Genomic DNA, 17,272 nt, shown 5'->3' on the forward strand with positions numbered 1-17,272 from the left:
GGGGTGGACCTGGGCCGCCCGGCGGGCAGGGCGGCCGTGGACCCCTCATGAACAGTCATGCATGGCCGTGTATGGTCATGCACCGTGAGCGGAACGCGGACGTGGACGGTCGGGGTCACCGGCGCCACCGGGTACGCGGGGGGTGAGGTGTGCCGGTTGCTGGCCGGGCATCCGGACCTCCGGCTGGCCGGGGTGCACGCCAACGCGAGCGCCGGCCGACGCCTGGGTGAGCTGCAGCCGCACCTGCTGCCCTTCGCCGATCTGGAGGTGCGGCCCAGCGGGGTGGCGGACCTGGCCGGTTACGACGTCGTGGTGCTGGCGCTGCCGCACGGGGAGTCCGCCGCGATCGCCGCGGGGCTGCCCGCCGACACCCTGGTGATCGACTGCGGCGCCGACCACCGGCTGAACGATCCGGCGGCGTGGGCGCGGTGGTACGGCGGCGAGCACGCCGGGTGCTGGCCCTACGGGCTGCCCGAGCTGCCCGGCCGGCGCGAGCAGCTGGCCGGCGCGCGGCGGATCGCGGTGCCGGGCTGCTATCCGACCTCGGTCACCGTGGCCCTGGCCCCGGCGCTGGCCGCGGGCCTGGTGGAGCCGGAGGTGGTGGTGGTCGCCGCCAGCGGCACGTCCGGCGCCGGCAAGTCGGCCAAGCCGCACCTGCTGGGCAGCGAGGTGATGGGGTCGGTGAGCGCCTACGGGGTGGGTGGGGTGCACCGGCACACGCCGGAGATGGTGCAGAACCTCTCGGAGGCCGCGGGCGAACCGGTGGTCGTGAGCTTCACCCCGACGCTGGTGCCGATGAGCCGGGGCATCCTGGCCACCTGCTCGGCGAGGCTGCGGGCCGGTGTCGACGCCGCGTCGGCCCGCGCCGTGTACGAGAAGGCCTACGGCGACGAGCCGTTCGTGCACCTGCTGCCCGAGGGGCAGTGGCCGGCGACGGCGCAGGTGCTCGGCGCCAACACCGTCGCGCTGCAGGTCGCGGTCGACCCCGACGCCGGGCGGCTGGTCGTGGTCGCCGCGGTGGACAACCTGACCAAGGGCACCGCCGGCGCGGCGATCCAGTGCGCCAACCTGGCCCTGGGCCTGCCCGAGACCACCGGCCTGCCGGTCGTGGGGGTCGCCCCGTGACGACGACGGCTCCCAGGGGCTTCCGGGCGGCCGGGGTGGCCGCCGGGCTCAAGAGTTCCGGCGGCCTCGACGTCGCCGTGGTGGTCAACGACGGTCCGGACGACGCCGCGGCGGCGGTGTTCACCACCAACCGGTTCCCGGCCGCGCCGGTGCTGTGGAGCCGGCAGGTGCTGGCCGGTGCGCGGGCCCGGGCGGTGGTGCTCAACTCCGGCGGCGCGAATGCCTGCACCGGACCGGAGGGGTTCGCCGACACCCACGCCACCGCCGAGCACGCCGCGAAGGCCCTGGGCCTGGGCGCGATCGACGTGGCGGTGGCGTCCACCGGGCTGATCGGGATCCGGCTGCCGATGGAGAAGCTGACCGCCGGGGTCACCGCCGCGGCCAAGGAGCTGTCCGAGGACGGCGGGCCGGACGCGGCCCGGGCGATCATGACCACCGACAGCGTTCCGAAGACGACCGTGCAGGCCCGCGACGGCTGGACCGTCGGGGGGATGGCCAAGGGCGCGGGCATGCTGGCGCCGAGCCTGGCCACGATGCTGGTCGTGCTCACCACCGACGCCGTCGTGCCGGCGGAGATCCTGCAGACCGCGCTGAAGCAGGCGACCGGCGTGAGCTTCGAGCGGGTGGACTCCGACGGCTGCCTGTCCACCAACGACACGGTGATCGTGATGGCCAACGGCGCCAGCGGGGTCACCCCGTCCGCCGCCGAGGTCACCGAGGCGCTCACCGCGGCGTGCACGGACCTCGCGATGCAGCTGCTGGCCGACGCGGAGGGCTCGACCAAGGACATCGCGATCACCGTCCGGGGTGCGGCCAGCGTCGAGGACGCGCTCACCGCCGGCCGGGCGTGTGCGCGCAACAACCTGCTCAAGACCGCGTTGTTCGGCAACGATCCGAACTGGGGGCGGGTGCTGGCCGCGATCGGCACCACCGACGCCGCCTTCGAGCCCGACCGGGTCGACGTGACCATCAACGGGGTCACCGTCTGCCGGGGTGGCGCGATCGGCGATCCCCGCGAGGGGGTCGACCTCACCGGCCGGGCCATCGCCATCGACGTCGACCTCGGCGCCGGCGGCGAGCAGGCCACGATCTGGACCAACGACCTGTCCATCGCCTACGTGCACGAGAACTCGGCCTACTCCACATGAGCGAGCACCAGGACCCGACGCCGCCGGACGTCCGGATCGACGAGCCGACGCCGCAGCCGCGGCTGCCGCGGACGATCGGGACCCGCCGGGTCATGCGGAAGAACGATCCCGAGGGCGATGCGCTCAAGGTCGCCGTACTGACCGGGGCGCTGCCGTGGCTCAAGGAGTTCCACGGCAACGTGGTGGTGATCAAGTACGGCGGCCACGCGATGATCGACGAGGCGTGCCGCCGGGCCTTCGCCGAGGACATGGTCTTCCTGCGGACCTGCGGCATCCTCCCCGTGGTCGTCCACGGCGGCGGACCGCAGATCACCAGCATGCTGCGCCGGCTCGGCATCAAGAGCGAGTTCCGCGGCGGGCTGCGGGTGACCACGCCCGAGACCGTCGAGGTCGTCCGCATGGTGCTCACCGGGCAGGTCGGCCCGGACATCGTCGGGCTGATCAACGAGCACGGCCCGATGGCCGTGCACCTGTCCGGCGAGGACGGCGGGCTGTTCACCGCCGAGCGGACGACGGCGGTCGTCGACGGCGAGCCGGTCGAGATCGGCCTGGTCGGCGACATCGTGGCGGTCGACCCCACACCGGTGCGCGCGCTGCTCGAGGTCGGGCACATCCCGGTCGTGGCCAGCGTGGCACCCGACGTGGTCGGCGTGGTGCACAACGTCAACGCCGACACCGCGGCGGCCGCACTGGCCGCCGCGCTGGGCGCGGTCAAGCTCGTCGTCCTGACCGACGTCGAGGGGCTCTACGCCGACTGGCCGAACCGCGACTCGCTGGTCCAGCAGATCGACAGCCGCGAGCTGGCCGAGATCCTGCCGACCCTGGACGCCGGGATGCTCCCGAAGATGGCCGCCTGCCTGCGCGCGGTCGAGGGCGGGGTGCGCCGGGCGACCGTGGTCGACGGCCGCACCCCGCACGCCCTGCTGCTCGAGATGTTCACCACCGAGGGCACCGGCACGATGGTCGTGCCGGCCCTCCCGGCCACGGAGGAGGGGTCGGCGACATGACGCACACGGAGGAGCTGGCCGCCCGTTGGTCGGCGGTGATGATGGGCAACTACCGGACCCCGCCGGTGGCACTGGCCCGCGGCGCCGGGGCCAGGGTGTGGGACGTCGACGGGCGGGAGTACACCGACCTGCTCGGCGGCATCGCCACCACCATCCTCGGCCACGCCCACCCCCGGGTCGTCGAGGCCATCACCGCCCAGGCGCGGACGCTGGGGCACGTGTCCAACCTGGCGGTGCACGAGCCCGGCGTGGCCCTGGCCGAGCGGCTGATCGAGCTGGCCGGCCGGCCCGGGCGGGTGTTCTTCGGCAACTCCGGCGCCGAGGCCAACGAGGCCGCCTTCAAGCTGTCCCGGCTGACCGGGCGCACCGAGGTGGTCACCGCCGAGGGCTCCTTCCACGGCCGCACCATGGGCGCGCTGGCGCTCACCGGCCAGCCGGGCAAGGCCGCCGCCTTCGCCCCGCTGCCCGGCGGCGTGCGGCACGTGCCCTACGGCGACCCCGACGCGCTCGAGGGCGCCGTCTCCGCGGCCACCGCGATGGTGCTGCTCGAGCCGCTGCTCGGCGAGGGCGGCGTGCAACCGGCGCCGCCGGGCTACCTGCCCGCCGCCGCGCGGACCGCCGCGGCGGCCGGCGCGCTGTTCGCCGTGGACGAGGTGCAGACCGGCACCGGGCGCACCGGGCACTGGTTCGCCCACCAGGCCGAGGGCCTGACCCCCGACGTGATCACCCTGGCCAAGGCGCTCGGCGGCGGCCTGCCGCTGGGCGCCACGCTGGCCTTCGGCGACGCCGCCGAGCTGATGGGCGCCGGCAGCCACGGCTCCACCTTCGGCGGCAATCCGATCGCCGCCGCCGCCGCCCTGGCCGTGCTCGACACCATCGCCGAGGAGGGCCTGCTGGAACGGGCCAAGGAACTCGAGCACCGGTTCACCGCCGGCATCGAGGGCCTCGGCCATCCCGGCGTGGCCGGGGTGCGGGGGCGGGGCGCGCTGCTGGGCGTGGTGCTCACCGCCGAGGTCGCCGCCGGGCTGGAGACCAGCCTGCGGCAGGCCGGCTTCCTCACCAACGCCGTCGCGCCGGGCGTGCTGCGCCTGGCGCCGTCGCTGGTGCTCACCGACGCCCAGGTCGACGCCTTCCTCACCGCCCTACCGGCCGCCCTCGACGCCGCGATGGAGAGTGCCCCGTGACCCGGCACCTCCTCCGGGACGACGACCTCGGTCCCGCCGAGCAGGCCGAGGTGCTGGCCCTGGCCGCCGACCTCAAGCGCACCCGGCACACCGAGGCCGCGCCCACCCCGCTGCGGGCGGCCGGAGGCGTCCCGCGGGCGGTCGCGGTGCTGTTCGACAAGCCCTCGACCCGCACCCGGGTGAGCTTCTCGGTCGCCGTCGCCGAGCTCGGCGGCCACCCGCTGGTCGTCGACGGCGGGAGCAGCCAGCTCGGCCGGGGCGAGTCGGTCGAGGACACCACCCGCGTGCTCGACCGGCAGGTCGCCGCGATCGTCTGGCGCACCTTCGGCCAGGACCGCATCGAGGCGATGGCCGCGGTCAGCCGCGTGCCGGTCGTCAACGCGCTGACCGACGCCTTCCACCCCTGCCAGATCCTGGCCGACCTGCAGACCGTCGCCGAGCGCAAGGGCGTCCTCGCCGGGCTGACCATGAGCTACCTCGGCGACGGCGCCAACAACATGGCGCACTCCTACCTGCTGGGCGGCGCGACGGCCGGCATGCACGTGCGGATCGGCTCGCCGGCGCCCTTCCAGCCCTCGAAGGAGGTGCTGGAGCGCGCCGAGGAGATCGCCGCGGGCACCGGCGGCTCGGTGCTCTGGACCGACGACGCCGCGGCCGCCGCCGACGGCGCCGACGTCCTGGTCACCGACACCTGGGTGTCGATGGGGCAGGAGGACGAGTACGACGCCCGGATCGCGCGGTTCCTGCCCTACGCGGTGGACGACGACGCGCTGGCCCGGGCCGCCGACGACGCCGTCGTCCTGCACTGCCTGCCCGCCTACCGCGGCAAGGAGATCGCGGCCGGCGTCATCGACGGGCCGCAGAGCGCGGTGTGGGACGAGGCGGAGAACCGGCTGCACGCGCAGAAGGCGGTGCTGATCTGGCTGCTGGAGAACTCATGAGACCAGCCGCCGCCTGTCGCGCCCCTGAGGGCGCGCCTCCCTCGCGACACCTGGAGCGATCGGGATGACGACGACCCTGACCCGCTCCGCCCGCCAGGCGCGCATCCGCGAGCTGATCGAGGCCCAGCCCGTCACCTCGCAGACCCAGCTGGCCGCGCTCCTCGCCGAGGACGGCATCGAGGTCACCCAGGCCACGCTCTCGCGCGACCTCGAGGAGCTGGGCGCGGTCAAGCTGCGCGGTTCCGACGGCGCCCCGGCGTCCTACGTGCTGCCGCCGGAGAACGCCCCGCTGCGCCCCGCGCAGGCCGCCCCGGCCCGGCTCACCCGGCTGCTGGGCGACCTGCTGACCTCCGCCGAGGGCAGCGCCAACCTCGCCGTCGTCCGCACGCCGCCGGGCGCCGCGCAGTTCCTGGCCTCCGCGATGGACAAGGTCGGCCTCCCCGACGTCCTGGGCACGATCGCGGGGGACGACACTCTGCTGGTCGTCTCCCGCCGTCCCGACGGCGGAGCCGCCCTCGCCGACCGGCTGCGGGCGATGGCCGAGCGCACCCCGGCCGCCGACGCCCGACCGAGGAACGACCTGGAGGACCCCGCACCGTGAGCCCGGCCGACCCCGCTGTGCCCGCTGCCGCCGGACCCGGCACCCCCGCCGTGCCCGCCGCCGCCGGACCCGGCACCCCCGCCGGGCCGTCGCAGACCCGCCTCTGGGGCGGTCGCTTCGGCGGCGGCCCCTCGCCGGCGATGGCCGCGCTGTCCAAGTCGACGCACTTCGACTGGAAGCTCGCGCCCTTCGACCTGGCCGGCTCGCGGGCGCACGCGCGCGTCCTGCACCGCGCCGGGCTGCTCACCGACGACGAGCTGGCGCAGATGCTCGGCGCGCTGCACGAGCTGTCGGCCGAGGTCGCAGCCGGCACCTTCACCGCCGTCGAGTCCGACGAGGACGTGCACGAGGCCCTCGAGCGTGGTCTCACCGAGAAGCTCGGCACGCTCGGCGGCAAGCTGCGCGCCGGCCGCAGCCGCAACGACCAGATCGCCACGGACCTGCGGCTGTACCTGCGCCACTCCGTCCGGGCGCTGGTCGGCGAGCTCTCCTCGCTCGAGTACGCGCTCGTGGGCCTGGCGGAGCGCTACCAGGACGTGCCGGCCCCCGGCATGACGCACCTCCAGCACGCCCAGCCGGTGCTCATCGCCCACCAGCTGCTGGCCCACGCGCACGCCATCGCCCGGGACGTCGACCGGCTGCGCGACTGGGACCGCCGCACCGCCGTCAGCCCCTACGGCTCCGGCGCGCTGGCCGGCTCGTCGCTGCCGCTGGACCCCGACGCCGTCGCCGCCGAGCTCGGCTTCGACCGCGCCTCGGACAACTCCGTCGACGGCGTCAGCGACCGCGACTTCGCCGCCGAGTTCTGCTTCGCGGCGGCGCTCATCGGCGTCCACCTCTCCCGGCTGGGCGAGGAGGTCGTCCTCTGGACGTCGACGGAGTTCGGCTGGGCCCGGCTCGACGACGCCTGGGCCACCGGGTCGTCGATCATGCCGCAGAAGAAGAACCCCGACATCGCCGAGCTGGCCCGCGGCAAGTCCGGCCGCTTCGTCGGCAACCTGACCGGCCTGCTGACCATGCTCAAGGGCCTGCCACTGGCCTACGACCGCGACCTGCAGGAGGACAAGGAGCCGGTCTTCGACTCCATGGAACAGCTCCTCCTGCTGCTGCCCGCGGTCACCGGGATGGTCGCGACCCTGACGCTGCGCCCCGAGGTGCTGGAGGCCGCCGCGCCCCAGGGCTTCGCGCTGGCCACCGACGTCGCGGAGTGGCTGGTCCGGCAGGGCGTGCCGTTCCGCTCGGCGCACGAGATCTCCGGGGAGATGGTCGCCTTCTGCGAGCAGGCCGGTCTCGAGCTCGACCAGCTCGACGACGACCAGCTCGCCGGCATCGACGAGCGGCTCACCCCCGAGGTGCGGTCGGTGCTCTCCGTGCCGGGCGCGCTGGCGGCCCGCAGCGCCCGCGGGGGGACGGCGCCGGAGCGGGTCGCCGGCCAGATCGCCGCGCTGGAGGAGCTCGCGACCGAGCACGCGCACTGGTCGTCGGCCTCGCCCGTGGCGGCAGCGCTCTGAGCGACCTCGAGCCCGGGCCGCTGCTGACGCCCGCCGAGCTGCTCGGGCCACCGGAGGCCGTGGCGCCCACCCTCCTCGGCTGCTGGGTGGTCACCGAGCGCCCTGCCGGCCGGGTCGGGCTGCGGCTGACCGAGGTCGAGGCCTACGCCGGGAACGGCACCGACCCGGCGGCGCACTCGCACCGCGGGCCCACGCCGCGCGCGGCGGTCATGTTCGGCCCGCCCGGGCGGCTCTACGTCTACTTCAGCTACGGCGTGCACTGGTGCGCCAACGTCGTCGTGGGTGCCGAGGGCCAGGGCTCGGCGGTGCTGCTGCGCGCCGGGGACGTCGTGGTGGGGGAGGACCTGGCCGCCTCCCGCCGTCCCACGGCCCGCACGGCCCGCGACCTCGCCCGCGGCCCCGCACGGCTGACCCAGGCCCTCGCGATCGGCCCCGACGACAAGGACGCCGACCTGCTCGATCCGTCGTCCCCCGTGCGGCTGCACCGGGGCGACCCGCCGGCCGACGTCTCGGCCGGCCCCCGGGTCGGGATCACCGTGGCCACCGAGCTGCCGTGGCGGTTCTGGGAGACCGGGGCGGCCTCCGTCAGCGCCTTCCGCCCGGGTGGGAAGCCCCGCCGCCGCGCCGGACGGACGAGCTGATCAGGCAGGATCGAGACCGTGACCGAGCTCGCGAGGTCACGCGAGGACGGAGCACCCCGGGCACGGGGCCGACGAGCGCCAGCGAGGATGGACCCGTGACCGACGTGATCGACGAGCTGCACCGGCGCGGGCTGATCGCCCAGAGCACCGACGAGGAGGCGCTGCGCAAGCACCTGGTCGACGGCCCGGTCACCTACTACTGCGGCTTCGACCCGACGGCGGAGAGCCTGCACGTCGGGCACCTGATCCAGTTCATGGTCCTGCGGGCGCTCCAGCGGGCCGGGCACCAGCCGATCGTGCTGGTGGGCGGGGCCACGGGGCTGATCGGGGACCCGCGACCGACGTCCGAGCGCGTGCTCAACGACCCCGCGACGGTCGCCGGCTGGGTGGACCGGATCCGACGCCGGGTCGCGCCGTTCCTCGACCGGCCCGCCGCCGAGCAGGGGCTGCGACCGCCGGTCTACGTCGACAACCTGGACTGGACCGCCCCGCTGTCGGCCATCGACTTCCTCCGCGAGCTCGGCAAGCACTTCCGGGTGAACCGGATGCTGGCCAAGGAGGCGGTCTCGGCCCGCCTGAACAGCGACGCCGGGATCAGCTACACGGAGTTCAGCTACCAGATCCTGCAGGCCAACGACTTCCGCGAGCTGTTCCTCCGGCACGGCTGCACGCTGCAGACGGGTGGCTCCGACCAGTGGGGGAACATCACCGCCGGCGTCGACCTGGTCCGCCGGACCGAGGGCGCGGCGACACACGCCCTGTCGACCCCGCTGATCACCACGGCCGACGGCCGGAAGATCGGGAAGACCGAGGGCGCCACCATCTGGCTCGACCCGGAGCTGACGAGCCCGTACGCGTTCTTCCAGTACTGGCTCAACATCGACGACGTCGACGCGCGCTCCTGGCTGCCGCTGTTCTCCGAGCGGCCGGCCGAGGAGGTCGCCGCGCTGATCACCGAGTCCGAGGAACGCCCCGCCTCCCGGGCACCCCAACGAGCGCTGGCAGCGGAGCTCACCCTCCTGGTGCACGGCGAGGAGGAGCTGCGCCAGGCGGAGGCCGCCGGCCGGGCGCTGTTCGGCCGAGAGGACCTCACCGCCCTGGGCCCGGAGACCCTGGGCGCCGCCCTGCGGGAGGCCGGCAGCACCACCATCGGCGAGGGGACGCCGACCGTCGCCGCCCTGCTCCAGCAGACCGGACTCGTCAGCAGCCTCTCCGAGGCCCGGCGCACGGTGAAGGAGGGCGGCGCCTACCTGAACAACCAGCGGGTCACCGACGCAGACGCCGTGCCGGGGGAGTCCGACTGGCTGCCGGGGGGCTGGCTGGTGCTGCGCCGCGGCAAGCGCTCGGTGGCCGGCGTCCAGCGTGCCGGATCCCGGGTGAACGGCGTGTGACGGCACCGTTCCGGACAGGTGTCGGGCGTCACCCCGGACCGGTTTGACAGCGCGGACGACACGCACGTAACTTTCTTTCTGCGCCCGGCGAGACCGGAGCGGGACGGAGACCGAGTCACCGCCCGCGGGTCGGACCAGGCGCCGCCAGCCCAGCAGCTGAGCGGGCCCCGGGAACACGATCCGGGGGACGCCGGTTGCACTGGGTACCGCCGCTCCGAGCGCCGAGCCCGGGTCCTGGACCCGCCGCTTGACGGACACGCAGAGCGGCGTAACGTGGAACAGCCGCCGCGATCGAAGGCCCACCCGGCCGGGTGTCGCGAGCGTCCGCTCCTTGAGAACTCAACAGCGTGCCGAAAGTCAGTGCCAAGTAACAACCCCTTTTTTGTGGGTTTCTTTGGGTTGATGGATGTACGAGAGTGTCAGCTCTTGGTCTGTCAGGCCGGGATGTCAAGCATCTACGGAGAGTTTGATCCTGGCTCAGGACGAACGCTGGCGGCGTGCTTAACACATGCAAGTCGAACGGTGAACCGTCTTCGGATGGGGATCAGTGGCGAACGGGTGAGTAACACGTGGGCAACCTGCCTCCGGCTCTGGGATAACTCCAAGAAATTGGGGCTAATACCGGATATGACCGCTGACCGCATGGTCTGGTGGTGGAAAGGGTTTCCGGCTGGGGATGGGCCCGCGGCCTATCAGCTTGTTGGTGGGGTAGTGGCCTACCAAGGCGACGACGGGTAGCCGGCCTGAGAGGGTGACCGGCCACACTGGGACTGAGACACGGCCCAGACTCCTACGGGAGGCAGCAGTGGGGAATATTGCGCAATGGGCGGAAGCCTGACGCAGCGACGCCGCGTGGGGGATGACGGCCTTCGGGTTGTAAACCTCTTTCAGCAGGGACGAAGCCGTGAGGTGACGGTACCTGCAGAAGAAGCACCGGCCAACTACGTGCCAGCAGCCGCGGTAATACGTAGGGTGCAAGCGTTGTCCGGAATTATTGGGCGTAAAGAGCTCGTAGGCGGTTTGTCGCGTCGGCTGTGAAAACCCGGAGCTCAACTCCGGGCCTGCAGTCGATACGGGCAGACTTGAGTGTTGCAGGGGAGACTGGAATTCCTGGTGTAGCGGTGAAATGCGCAGATATCAGGAGGAACACCGGTGGCGAAGGCGGGTCTCTGGGCAACAACTGACGCTGAGGAGCGAAAGCGTGGGGAGCGAACAGGATTAGATACCCTGGTAGTCCACGCCGTAAACGTTGGGCGCTAGGTGTGGGGGCCATTCCACGGTCTCCGTGCCGCAGCTAACGCATTAAGCGCCCCGCCTGGGGAGTACGGCCGCAAGGCTAAAACTCAAAGGAATTGACGGGGGCCCGCACAAGCGGCGGAGCATGTTGCTTAATTCGATGCAACGCGAAGAACCTTACCTAGGCTTGACATGCACGGAAATCTCGCAGAGATGCGGGGTGCCTTTGGCGTCGTGCACAGGTGGTGCATGGTTGTCGTCAGCTCGTGTCGTGAGATGTTGGGTTAAGTCCCGCAACGAGCGCAACCCTCGTTCCATGTTGCCAGCACGTAGTGGTGGGGACTCATGGGAGACTGCCGGGGTCAACTCGGAGGAAGGTGGGGATGACGTCAAATCATCATGCCCCTTATGTCTAGGGCTGCAAACATGCTACAATGGCCGGTACAAAGGGCTGCGATACCGCGAGGTGGAGCGAATCCCAAAAAGCCGGTCTCAGTTCGGATTGGGGTCTGCAACTCGACCCCATGAAGTTGGAGTCGCTAGTAATCGCAGATCAGCAACGCTGCGGTGAATACGTTCCCGGGCCTTGTACACACCGCCCGTCACGTCACGAAAGTCGGTAACGCCCGAAGCCGGTGGCCCAACCCCTGGTGGGAGGGAGCCGTCGAAGGCGGGATCGGCGATTGGGACGAAGTCGTAACAAGGTAGCCGTACCGGAAGGTGCGGCTGGATCACCTCCTTTCTAAGGAGCATCTCGCCGCCGGGTCCCGGATCGGGGCCGGTGGTGCAGAGCCGCGCTCAGCACGGGATGGTCGCTCCGGTCGGAGCGGTCGCGGGTTGCTGGGGTGGTGCTCGAGGGTGGAACGCTGACCAGTTCGGCCGCCGGCTTGTTGCCGGCTCCTAGTACGGCATGCCTCCTGGTGGGGTGTGCGGGGAACGGGGTCGGTGGCGGGTGCGGGGTCGTAGGCACGCTGTTGGGTCCTGAGGGAGCGGACCCCCGGAGGCCGGCGCGGTGCGCCGGGTGGGGGTGTGTTGTCTCGGTCGGGGCCGCCCGGGTCCTCGTACCACTCGCCGTCGCTCCTGCGTTGTTCGCGGGGGTGGGGTGGGGTTCGGCGGGGCGCAGCACCGGGTGGTGGCCGGTTGGTCGTTGAGAACTGCACAGTGGACGCGAGCATCTTCTTTGATTGCAGGCCCGCGTGACATCCGCAGGTCTTCTGCCGTGGTCGTTTCGTTCTTCCCGCGTGGAGGAGTGGAGCGGCCGGTGGGGGTCGGGGTGTGCGTGGGGTGTGTTGTAGTGGTGTGGCCAAGTTGTTAAGGGCACACGGTGGATGCCTGGGCACCAGGAGCCGATGAAGGACGTAGGAGGCTGCGATAAGCCTCGGGGAGCTGCCAACCGAGCGTTGATCCGAGGATGTCCGAATGGGGGAACCCCGCACCAGTCATGTGGTGTGACCCGCGCCTGAACACATAGGGCGTGTGGAGGGAACGTGGGGAAGTGAAACATCTCAGTACCCACAGGAAGAGAAAACAACCGTGATTCCGTGAGTAGTGGCGAGCGAAAGCGGATGAGGCTAAACCGTTTCCATGTGATACCCGGCAGGGGTTGTGGAAGCGGGGTCGTGGGACCGTTCGCGCCAGTCTGCCGGCTGGCGAGGGAGTGAGAAAGTGCTGTCGTTAGTGGAAGGCCTCTGGAAGGGGTCGCCGTAGAGGGTGAGAGCCCCGTACACGAAAACGCTGCACCTCCCGAACGTGTTTCCCAAGTAGCACCGAGCCCGTGAAATTCGGTGTGAATCCGGCGGGACCACCCGCTAAGCCTGAATACTCCCTGGTGACCGATAGCGGACGAGTACCGTGAGGGAAAGGTGAAAAGTACCCCGGGAGGGGAGTGAAATAGTACCTGAAACCGTGTGCCTACAAGCCGTGAGAGCCGTGCAAGCGCACCTTCGGGGTGCGGCGGTGATTGCGTGCCTTTTGAAGAATGAGCCTGCGAGTTAGTGGTACGTGGCGAGGTTAACCCGTGAGGGGTAGCCGTAGCGAAAGCGAGTCCGAACAGGGCGTGTGAGTCGCGTGCTCTAGACCCGAAGCCGAGTGATCTACCCATGGCCAGGTTGAAGCGCGGGTAAGACCGCGTGGAGGACCGAACCCACCAGGGTTGAAAACCTGGGGGATGAGCTGTGGGTAGGGGTGAAAGGCCAATCAAACTCGGTGATAGCTGGTTCTCCCCGAAATGCATTTAGGTGCAGCGTCGCGTGTTTCTTGCCGGAGGTAGAGCACTGGATGGCCGATGGGCCCCACAAGGTTACTGACGTCAACCAAACTCCGAATGCCGGTAAGTGAGAGCGCGGCAGTGAGACTGCGGGCGATAAGGTTCGTAGTCGAGAGGGAAACAGCCCAGATCATCGGCTAAGGCCCCTAAGCGTGTGCTAAGTGGAAAAGGATGTGGGATCGCAGAGACAACCAGGAGGTTGGCTTAGAAGCAGCCATCCTTGAAAGAGTGCGTAATAGCTCACTGGTCAAGTGGTTCCGCGCCGACAATGTAGCGGGGCTCAAGCACACCGCCGAAGCCGTGGCACTCCGCCGTTCGCCCGTCGGCACCCTCGGGTGCCGGCCAGGTGGCGGGGTGGGTAGGGGAGCGTCGTGTGGCGGGTGAAGCGGCGGAGGAATCCAGCCGTGGACGCCACGCGAGTGAGAATGCAGGCATGAGTAGCGAGAGGGGAGTGAGAACCTCCCCCGCCGGAAGACCAAGGGTTCCTGGGCCAGGCTAATCCGCCCAGGGTGAGTCGGGACCTAAGGCGAGGCCGACAGGCGTAGTCGATGGACAACGGGTTGATATTCCCGTACCCGCGAAGGAACGCCCATGCCGAACCCAGCGATGCTAACCCACCGAAGCCGGTGGGCCCACTTGTGGGCCCGGCGGTGGAGCTGGGGGCCCGGACTGGTAGTAGGCAAGCGATGGGGTGACGCAGGAAGGTAGTCCTACCGGTGAGTGGTAGTACCGGTGCAAGGGTGTGGCCCGTGGAGCAGGTAAATCCGTTCCACACGTGGGTGAGGCCTGACGCATAGCCGATTGCGGTGAATGGGATGATCCTATGCTGCCGAGAAAAGCCTCTAGCGAGTTCCGAGCGGCCCGTACCCCAAACCAACTCAGGTGGTCAGGTAGAGAATACCGAGGCGATCGAGCGAACTGTGGTTAAGGAACTCGGCAAAATGCCCCCGTAACTTCGGGAGAAGGGGGGCCGTTGACCGTCAAGCACCTAGCGTGCGGCAGCGGTGGGCGGCCGCAGAGACCAGTGAGAAGCGACTGTTTACTAAAAACACAGGTCCGTGCGAAGTCGTAAGACGATGTATACGGACTGACGCCTGCCCGGTGCTGGAACGTTAAGGGGACGGGTTAGTGCACGTTCGTGTGCGAAGCTCAGAACTCAAGCGCCAGTAAACGGCGGTGGTAACTATAACCATCCTAAGGTAGCGAAATTCCTTGTCGGGTAAGTTCCGACCTGCACGAATGGCGTAACGACTTCTCAGCTGTCTCAACCACAGGCTCGGCGAAATTGCACTACGAGTAAAGATGCTCGTTACGCGCGGCAGGACGGAAAGACCCCGGGACCTTCACTACAGCTTGATATTGGTGTTCGGTTCGGCTTGTGTAGGATAGGTGGGAGACTGTGAAGTCCGCACGCCAGTGTGGATGGAGTCGCCGTTGAAATACCACTCTGGTCGAATTGGATGTCTAACCTCGGTCCGTGATCCGGATCAGGAACAGTGTCAGGTGGGTAGTTTAACTGGGGCGGTTGCCTCCCAAAATGTAACGGAGGCGCCCAAAGGTTCCCTCAGCCTGGTTGGCAATCAGGTGTCGAGTGCAAGTGCACAAGGGAGCTTGACTGTGAGACCGACGGGTCGAGCAGGAGCGAAAGCTGGGACTAGTGACCCGGCACCGGCATGTGGAAGCGGTGTCGCTCAACGGATAAAAGGTACCCCGGGGATAACAGGCTGATCTTCCCCAAGAGTCCATATCGACGGGATGGTTTGGCACCTCGATGTCGGCTCGTCGCATCCTGGGGCTGGAGTAGGTCCCAAGGGTTGGGCTGTTCGCCCATTAAAGCGGTACGCGAGCTGGGTTTAGAACGTCGTGAGACAGTTCGGTCCCTATCCGCCGTGCGCGTAAGAGACTTGCGAAGAGCTGTCCCTAGTACGAGAGGACCGGGACGGACGAACCTCTGGTGTGCCAGTTGTACCGCCAGGTGCACTGCTGGTTGGCTACGTTCGGCAGGGATAACCGCTGAAAGCATCTAAGCGGGAAGCTCGCTTCAAGATGAGGTCTCTCACCGGATCAACCGGGTAAGGCCCCCGCCCAGACCAGCGGGTTGATAGGCCGGAAGTGGAAGCACCGCAAGGTGTGGAGCTGACCGGTACTAACAGGCCGAGGGCTTGACCACACGACTACACCACCCCCCACCGCTGTTCGGGGGCCGGTCGTGCCCAGAAGCAGATGTCACGCGTCCACTGTGCGGTTCTGAACGCACCAACCCCACCCCGCATCCGCGGGGCGCCCCGGGGTCGGGAAGTTCGCAGTGTTACGGCGGCCATGGCGAGAGGGAAACGCCCGGTTCCATTCCGAACCCGGAAGCTAAGCCTCTCAGCGCCGATGGTACTGCCCTGGAGACGGGGTGGGAGAGTAGGACGCCGCCGGACAACCGTCCCGAACGGGGGTCGGAGCCACGTGCTCCGACCCCCGTTCTGTCATGTCCGGACCCCCGTCCTGTCGTTTCCCCACACTTCTCGTGGCACCCACGCGTGCTGCACGCACTCCTGAGGTACGCACACGCTCATGACTTCACCGCGACGAGGCGCCGGCGGTACCGGCGGGCAGGGCCCCCGAGGGGGCCGTGGCGGCTCCGGGCAGGGCCGTCCGCAGGGGCGGGGCGCCGCTCCGCGCGGTGCGGGAGCTGGTCGCGGCGGCCAGGGATCCTGGCAGGGGCGGCGTCCCACCGGTGGGCGGTCCGAGGACGACCGGAGCGGCTGGCAGGAGCGTCGTGCCCAGGGTGAGCGGCCGCAGCGCCGTCCCCAGGGGGAGAGCGACCGGGCGGAGCGCCCCGGGCGCTCCGACTGGCGCGACCGTCGTCCGCAGCGCGAGGGTGGCAGCGGAGCCGGCGGCCCTCGTCGTGAGTGGCAGGACCGGCGACCGCCGGGTGACCGCCCCACCGGGGGCCGCACCGACTGGCGGGACCGCCGTCCTCAGGGCGAGCGGAGCGGAGACGACCGACCCGGTCGTCCCGACCGGCGGACGGAGCGGGAGCGCCCGGCGCGCGGCGACCGGCCGGACCGTCGGCCGGTCGCCGATCGGGACCAGGCCCCCCGCAGTGGGTGGCGCGACCGGCCGCGCGCAGCTCGCACCGACGGACCCGGCGCGGACCGGCACGAGGGGCGCCCGCAGCGTCCCGGGAGCCCGCGCGGCGAGTGGCAGCACCGGGAGGGCCGCCCGGGTGGACAGCGGAGCGACTGGCGCGACCGCCGTCCCGGCGACGACCGCCGTGGCCGTCCGGAACGCGCTCCGCGGCCCCCTCGAGGTGGGGACCGGACGCCGCCCGCGCCCGTGGGCCCGGAGATCCCCGAGTGGGCCGACCCGCGCGACCTGGACCGGTCGGTCCGGGCGGCACTGCGCGGACTGGACCCGCGCAACGCGCAGAGGGTGGCCGGCCATCTGGTCGTCGCGGGCACGCTCGTGGACGACCAGCCCGAGGAGGCGCTCGCCCACGCACGGGCGGCACGCGACCGGGCGTCGCGCATCGCCGTCGTCCGCGAGGCCGTGGGCGTGGCCGCCTACCACGCCGGCGACTACGCCGAGGCCGCCCGAGAGCTGCGCGCCTACCGCCGGATGACCGGTGACCCGGGCTACCGGGCGGTGCTCGCCGACTGCGAGCGGGCCCTGGGGCGCTCCGAGGTCGCACTCCGGCTGGTCCGTGAGGCGCTGGCCGAGCGGCCCGACGCCGAGGAGACCGCCGAGCTCCGCCTGGTCGAGGCGGGGGCGCGGCAGGACCTCGGTGAGCTCCCCGCGGCCCGGCTCGTCCTCGAGGGCGCCCTCGGCGGGTCCCCGCGATCGGACTCGGTGGACCTGACCGACCCCACGGTGCTGCGGCTCGCGACCGCGTACGCCGATCTCCTCGAGGCGGCCGGGGAGACCTCGGCCGCCGAGCAGTGGCACGCCGCGGTGGCGGCGCACGCACCGGAGGAGACCGACGTCGAGTTCTCCGAGGAGGAGCTGCCCCTGGCCGACGCGGCGCCGGACGCGGACGAGGAGCCCGTCCCGGCGGTGTCCGGACCCGGAGACCCCGGAGCGGCGGACGCGGCCGTCGACGATGCGGACGACCACGGCGGCGCCGTGGCCGACGACTACGACTTCGACGAGGACGTCGAGGCCGAGGTCGCCGAGTTGCTGGGCGAGACCGACGGCCCCGAGGACGACGCCGAGCACTGACCACCGACAGAC

Annotated in this window: 10 protein-coding genes and 3 rRNA genes; all 13 read left to right on the forward strand. The window is 70.7% G+C overall.

Annotation, left to right across the window (positions count from 1 at the left end):
- Nucleotides 1–84: 84 nt before the first annotated feature.
- A complete protein-coding gene (gene argC, locus ACWIX3_RS15220; protein ID WP_448608194.1) occupies nucleotides 85–1,125 on the forward strand; it encodes an N-acetyl-gamma-glutamyl-phosphate reductase in 1,041 nt (346 codons plus the stop codon).
- Nucleotides 1,122–2,273 carry a bifunctional glutamate N-acetyltransferase/amino-acid acetyltransferase ArgJ gene (gene argJ, locus ACWIX3_RS15225; RefSeq protein ID WP_448608195.1) on the forward strand — a complete coding sequence of 384 codons (1,152 nt, stop codon included), beginning with the start codon at nucleotides 1,122–1,124 and terminating at the stop codon, nucleotides 2,271–2,273. The genes argC and argJ overlap by 4 nt, the downstream gene beginning before the upstream one ends.
- The gene (argB, locus tag ACWIX3_RS15230) at nucleotides 2,270–3,280 is read left to right on the forward strand and encodes an acetylglutamate kinase (RefSeq protein ID WP_448608196.1); all 1,011 of its coding nucleotides are present in this window, start codon (nucleotides 2,270–2,272) and stop codon (nucleotides 3,278–3,280) included. The genes argJ and argB overlap by 4 nt, the downstream gene beginning before the upstream one ends.
- On the forward strand, nucleotides 3,277–4,464 hold the full coding sequence (locus tag ACWIX3_RS15235; RefSeq protein WP_448608197.1) for an acetylornithine transaminase: 1,188 nt from the start codon (nucleotides 3,277–3,279) through the stop codon (nucleotides 4,462–4,464). The genes argB and ACWIX3_RS15235 overlap by 4 nt, the downstream gene beginning before the upstream one ends.
- Nucleotides 4,461–5,405 carry an ornithine carbamoyltransferase gene (gene argF / locus ACWIX3_RS15240; protein ID WP_448608198.1) on the forward strand — a complete coding sequence of 315 codons (945 nt, stop codon included), beginning with the start codon at nucleotides 4,461–4,463 and terminating at the stop codon, nucleotides 5,403–5,405. The genes ACWIX3_RS15235 and argF overlap by 4 nt, the downstream gene beginning before the upstream one ends.
- 64 nt (nucleotides 5,406–5,469) lie before the next feature.
- On the forward strand, nucleotides 5,470–6,006 hold the full coding sequence (locus ACWIX3_RS15245; RefSeq protein ID WP_448608199.1) for an arginine repressor: 537 nt from the start codon (nucleotides 5,470–5,472) through the stop codon (nucleotides 6,004–6,006).
- Entirely contained in the window at nucleotides 6,003–7,517 is a 1,515-nt protein-coding gene (gene argH / locus ACWIX3_RS15250; protein ID WP_448608200.1) for an argininosuccinate lyase, read from the forward strand. The genes ACWIX3_RS15245 and argH overlap by 4 nt, the downstream gene beginning before the upstream one ends.
- 38 nt (nucleotides 7,518–7,555) lie before the next feature.
- Nucleotides 7,556–8,158 carry a DNA-3-methyladenine glycosylase gene (locus ACWIX3_RS15255; RefSeq protein WP_448612474.1) on the forward strand — a complete coding sequence of 201 codons (603 nt, stop codon included), beginning with the start codon at nucleotides 7,556–7,558 and terminating at the stop codon, nucleotides 8,156–8,158.
- A gap of 95 nt (nucleotides 8,159–8,253) precedes the next feature.
- Nucleotides 8,254–9,549, forward strand: a complete 1,296-nt coding sequence (gene tyrS / locus ACWIX3_RS15260) for a tyrosine--tRNA ligase (RefSeq protein WP_448608201.1) — start codon at nucleotides 8,254–8,256, stop codon at nucleotides 9,547–9,549.
- A 454-nt stretch (nucleotides 9,550–10,003) separates the two neighbouring features.
- Nucleotides 10,004–11,527, forward strand: a 16S ribosomal RNA gene (locus tag ACWIX3_RS15265).
- A 559-nt stretch (nucleotides 11,528–12,086) separates the two neighbouring features.
- Nucleotides 12,087–15,221 (forward strand): 23S ribosomal RNA (locus ACWIX3_RS15270).
- Nucleotides 15,222–15,360: 139 nt separating this feature from the next.
- Nucleotides 15,361–15,477 (forward strand): 5S ribosomal RNA (rrf, locus tag ACWIX3_RS15275).
- The 16S, 23S and 5S rRNA genes sit together here, the layout of an rRNA operon.
- A 901-nt stretch (nucleotides 15,478–16,378) precedes the next feature.
- Entirely contained in the window at nucleotides 16,379–17,260 is an 882-nt protein-coding gene (locus ACWIX3_RS15280; RefSeq protein WP_448608202.1) for a tetratricopeptide repeat protein, read from the forward strand.
- Nucleotides 17,261–17,272 lie beyond the last annotated feature (12 nt).

Source organism: Geodermatophilus sp. URMC 60 (genome assembly GCF_053502585.1).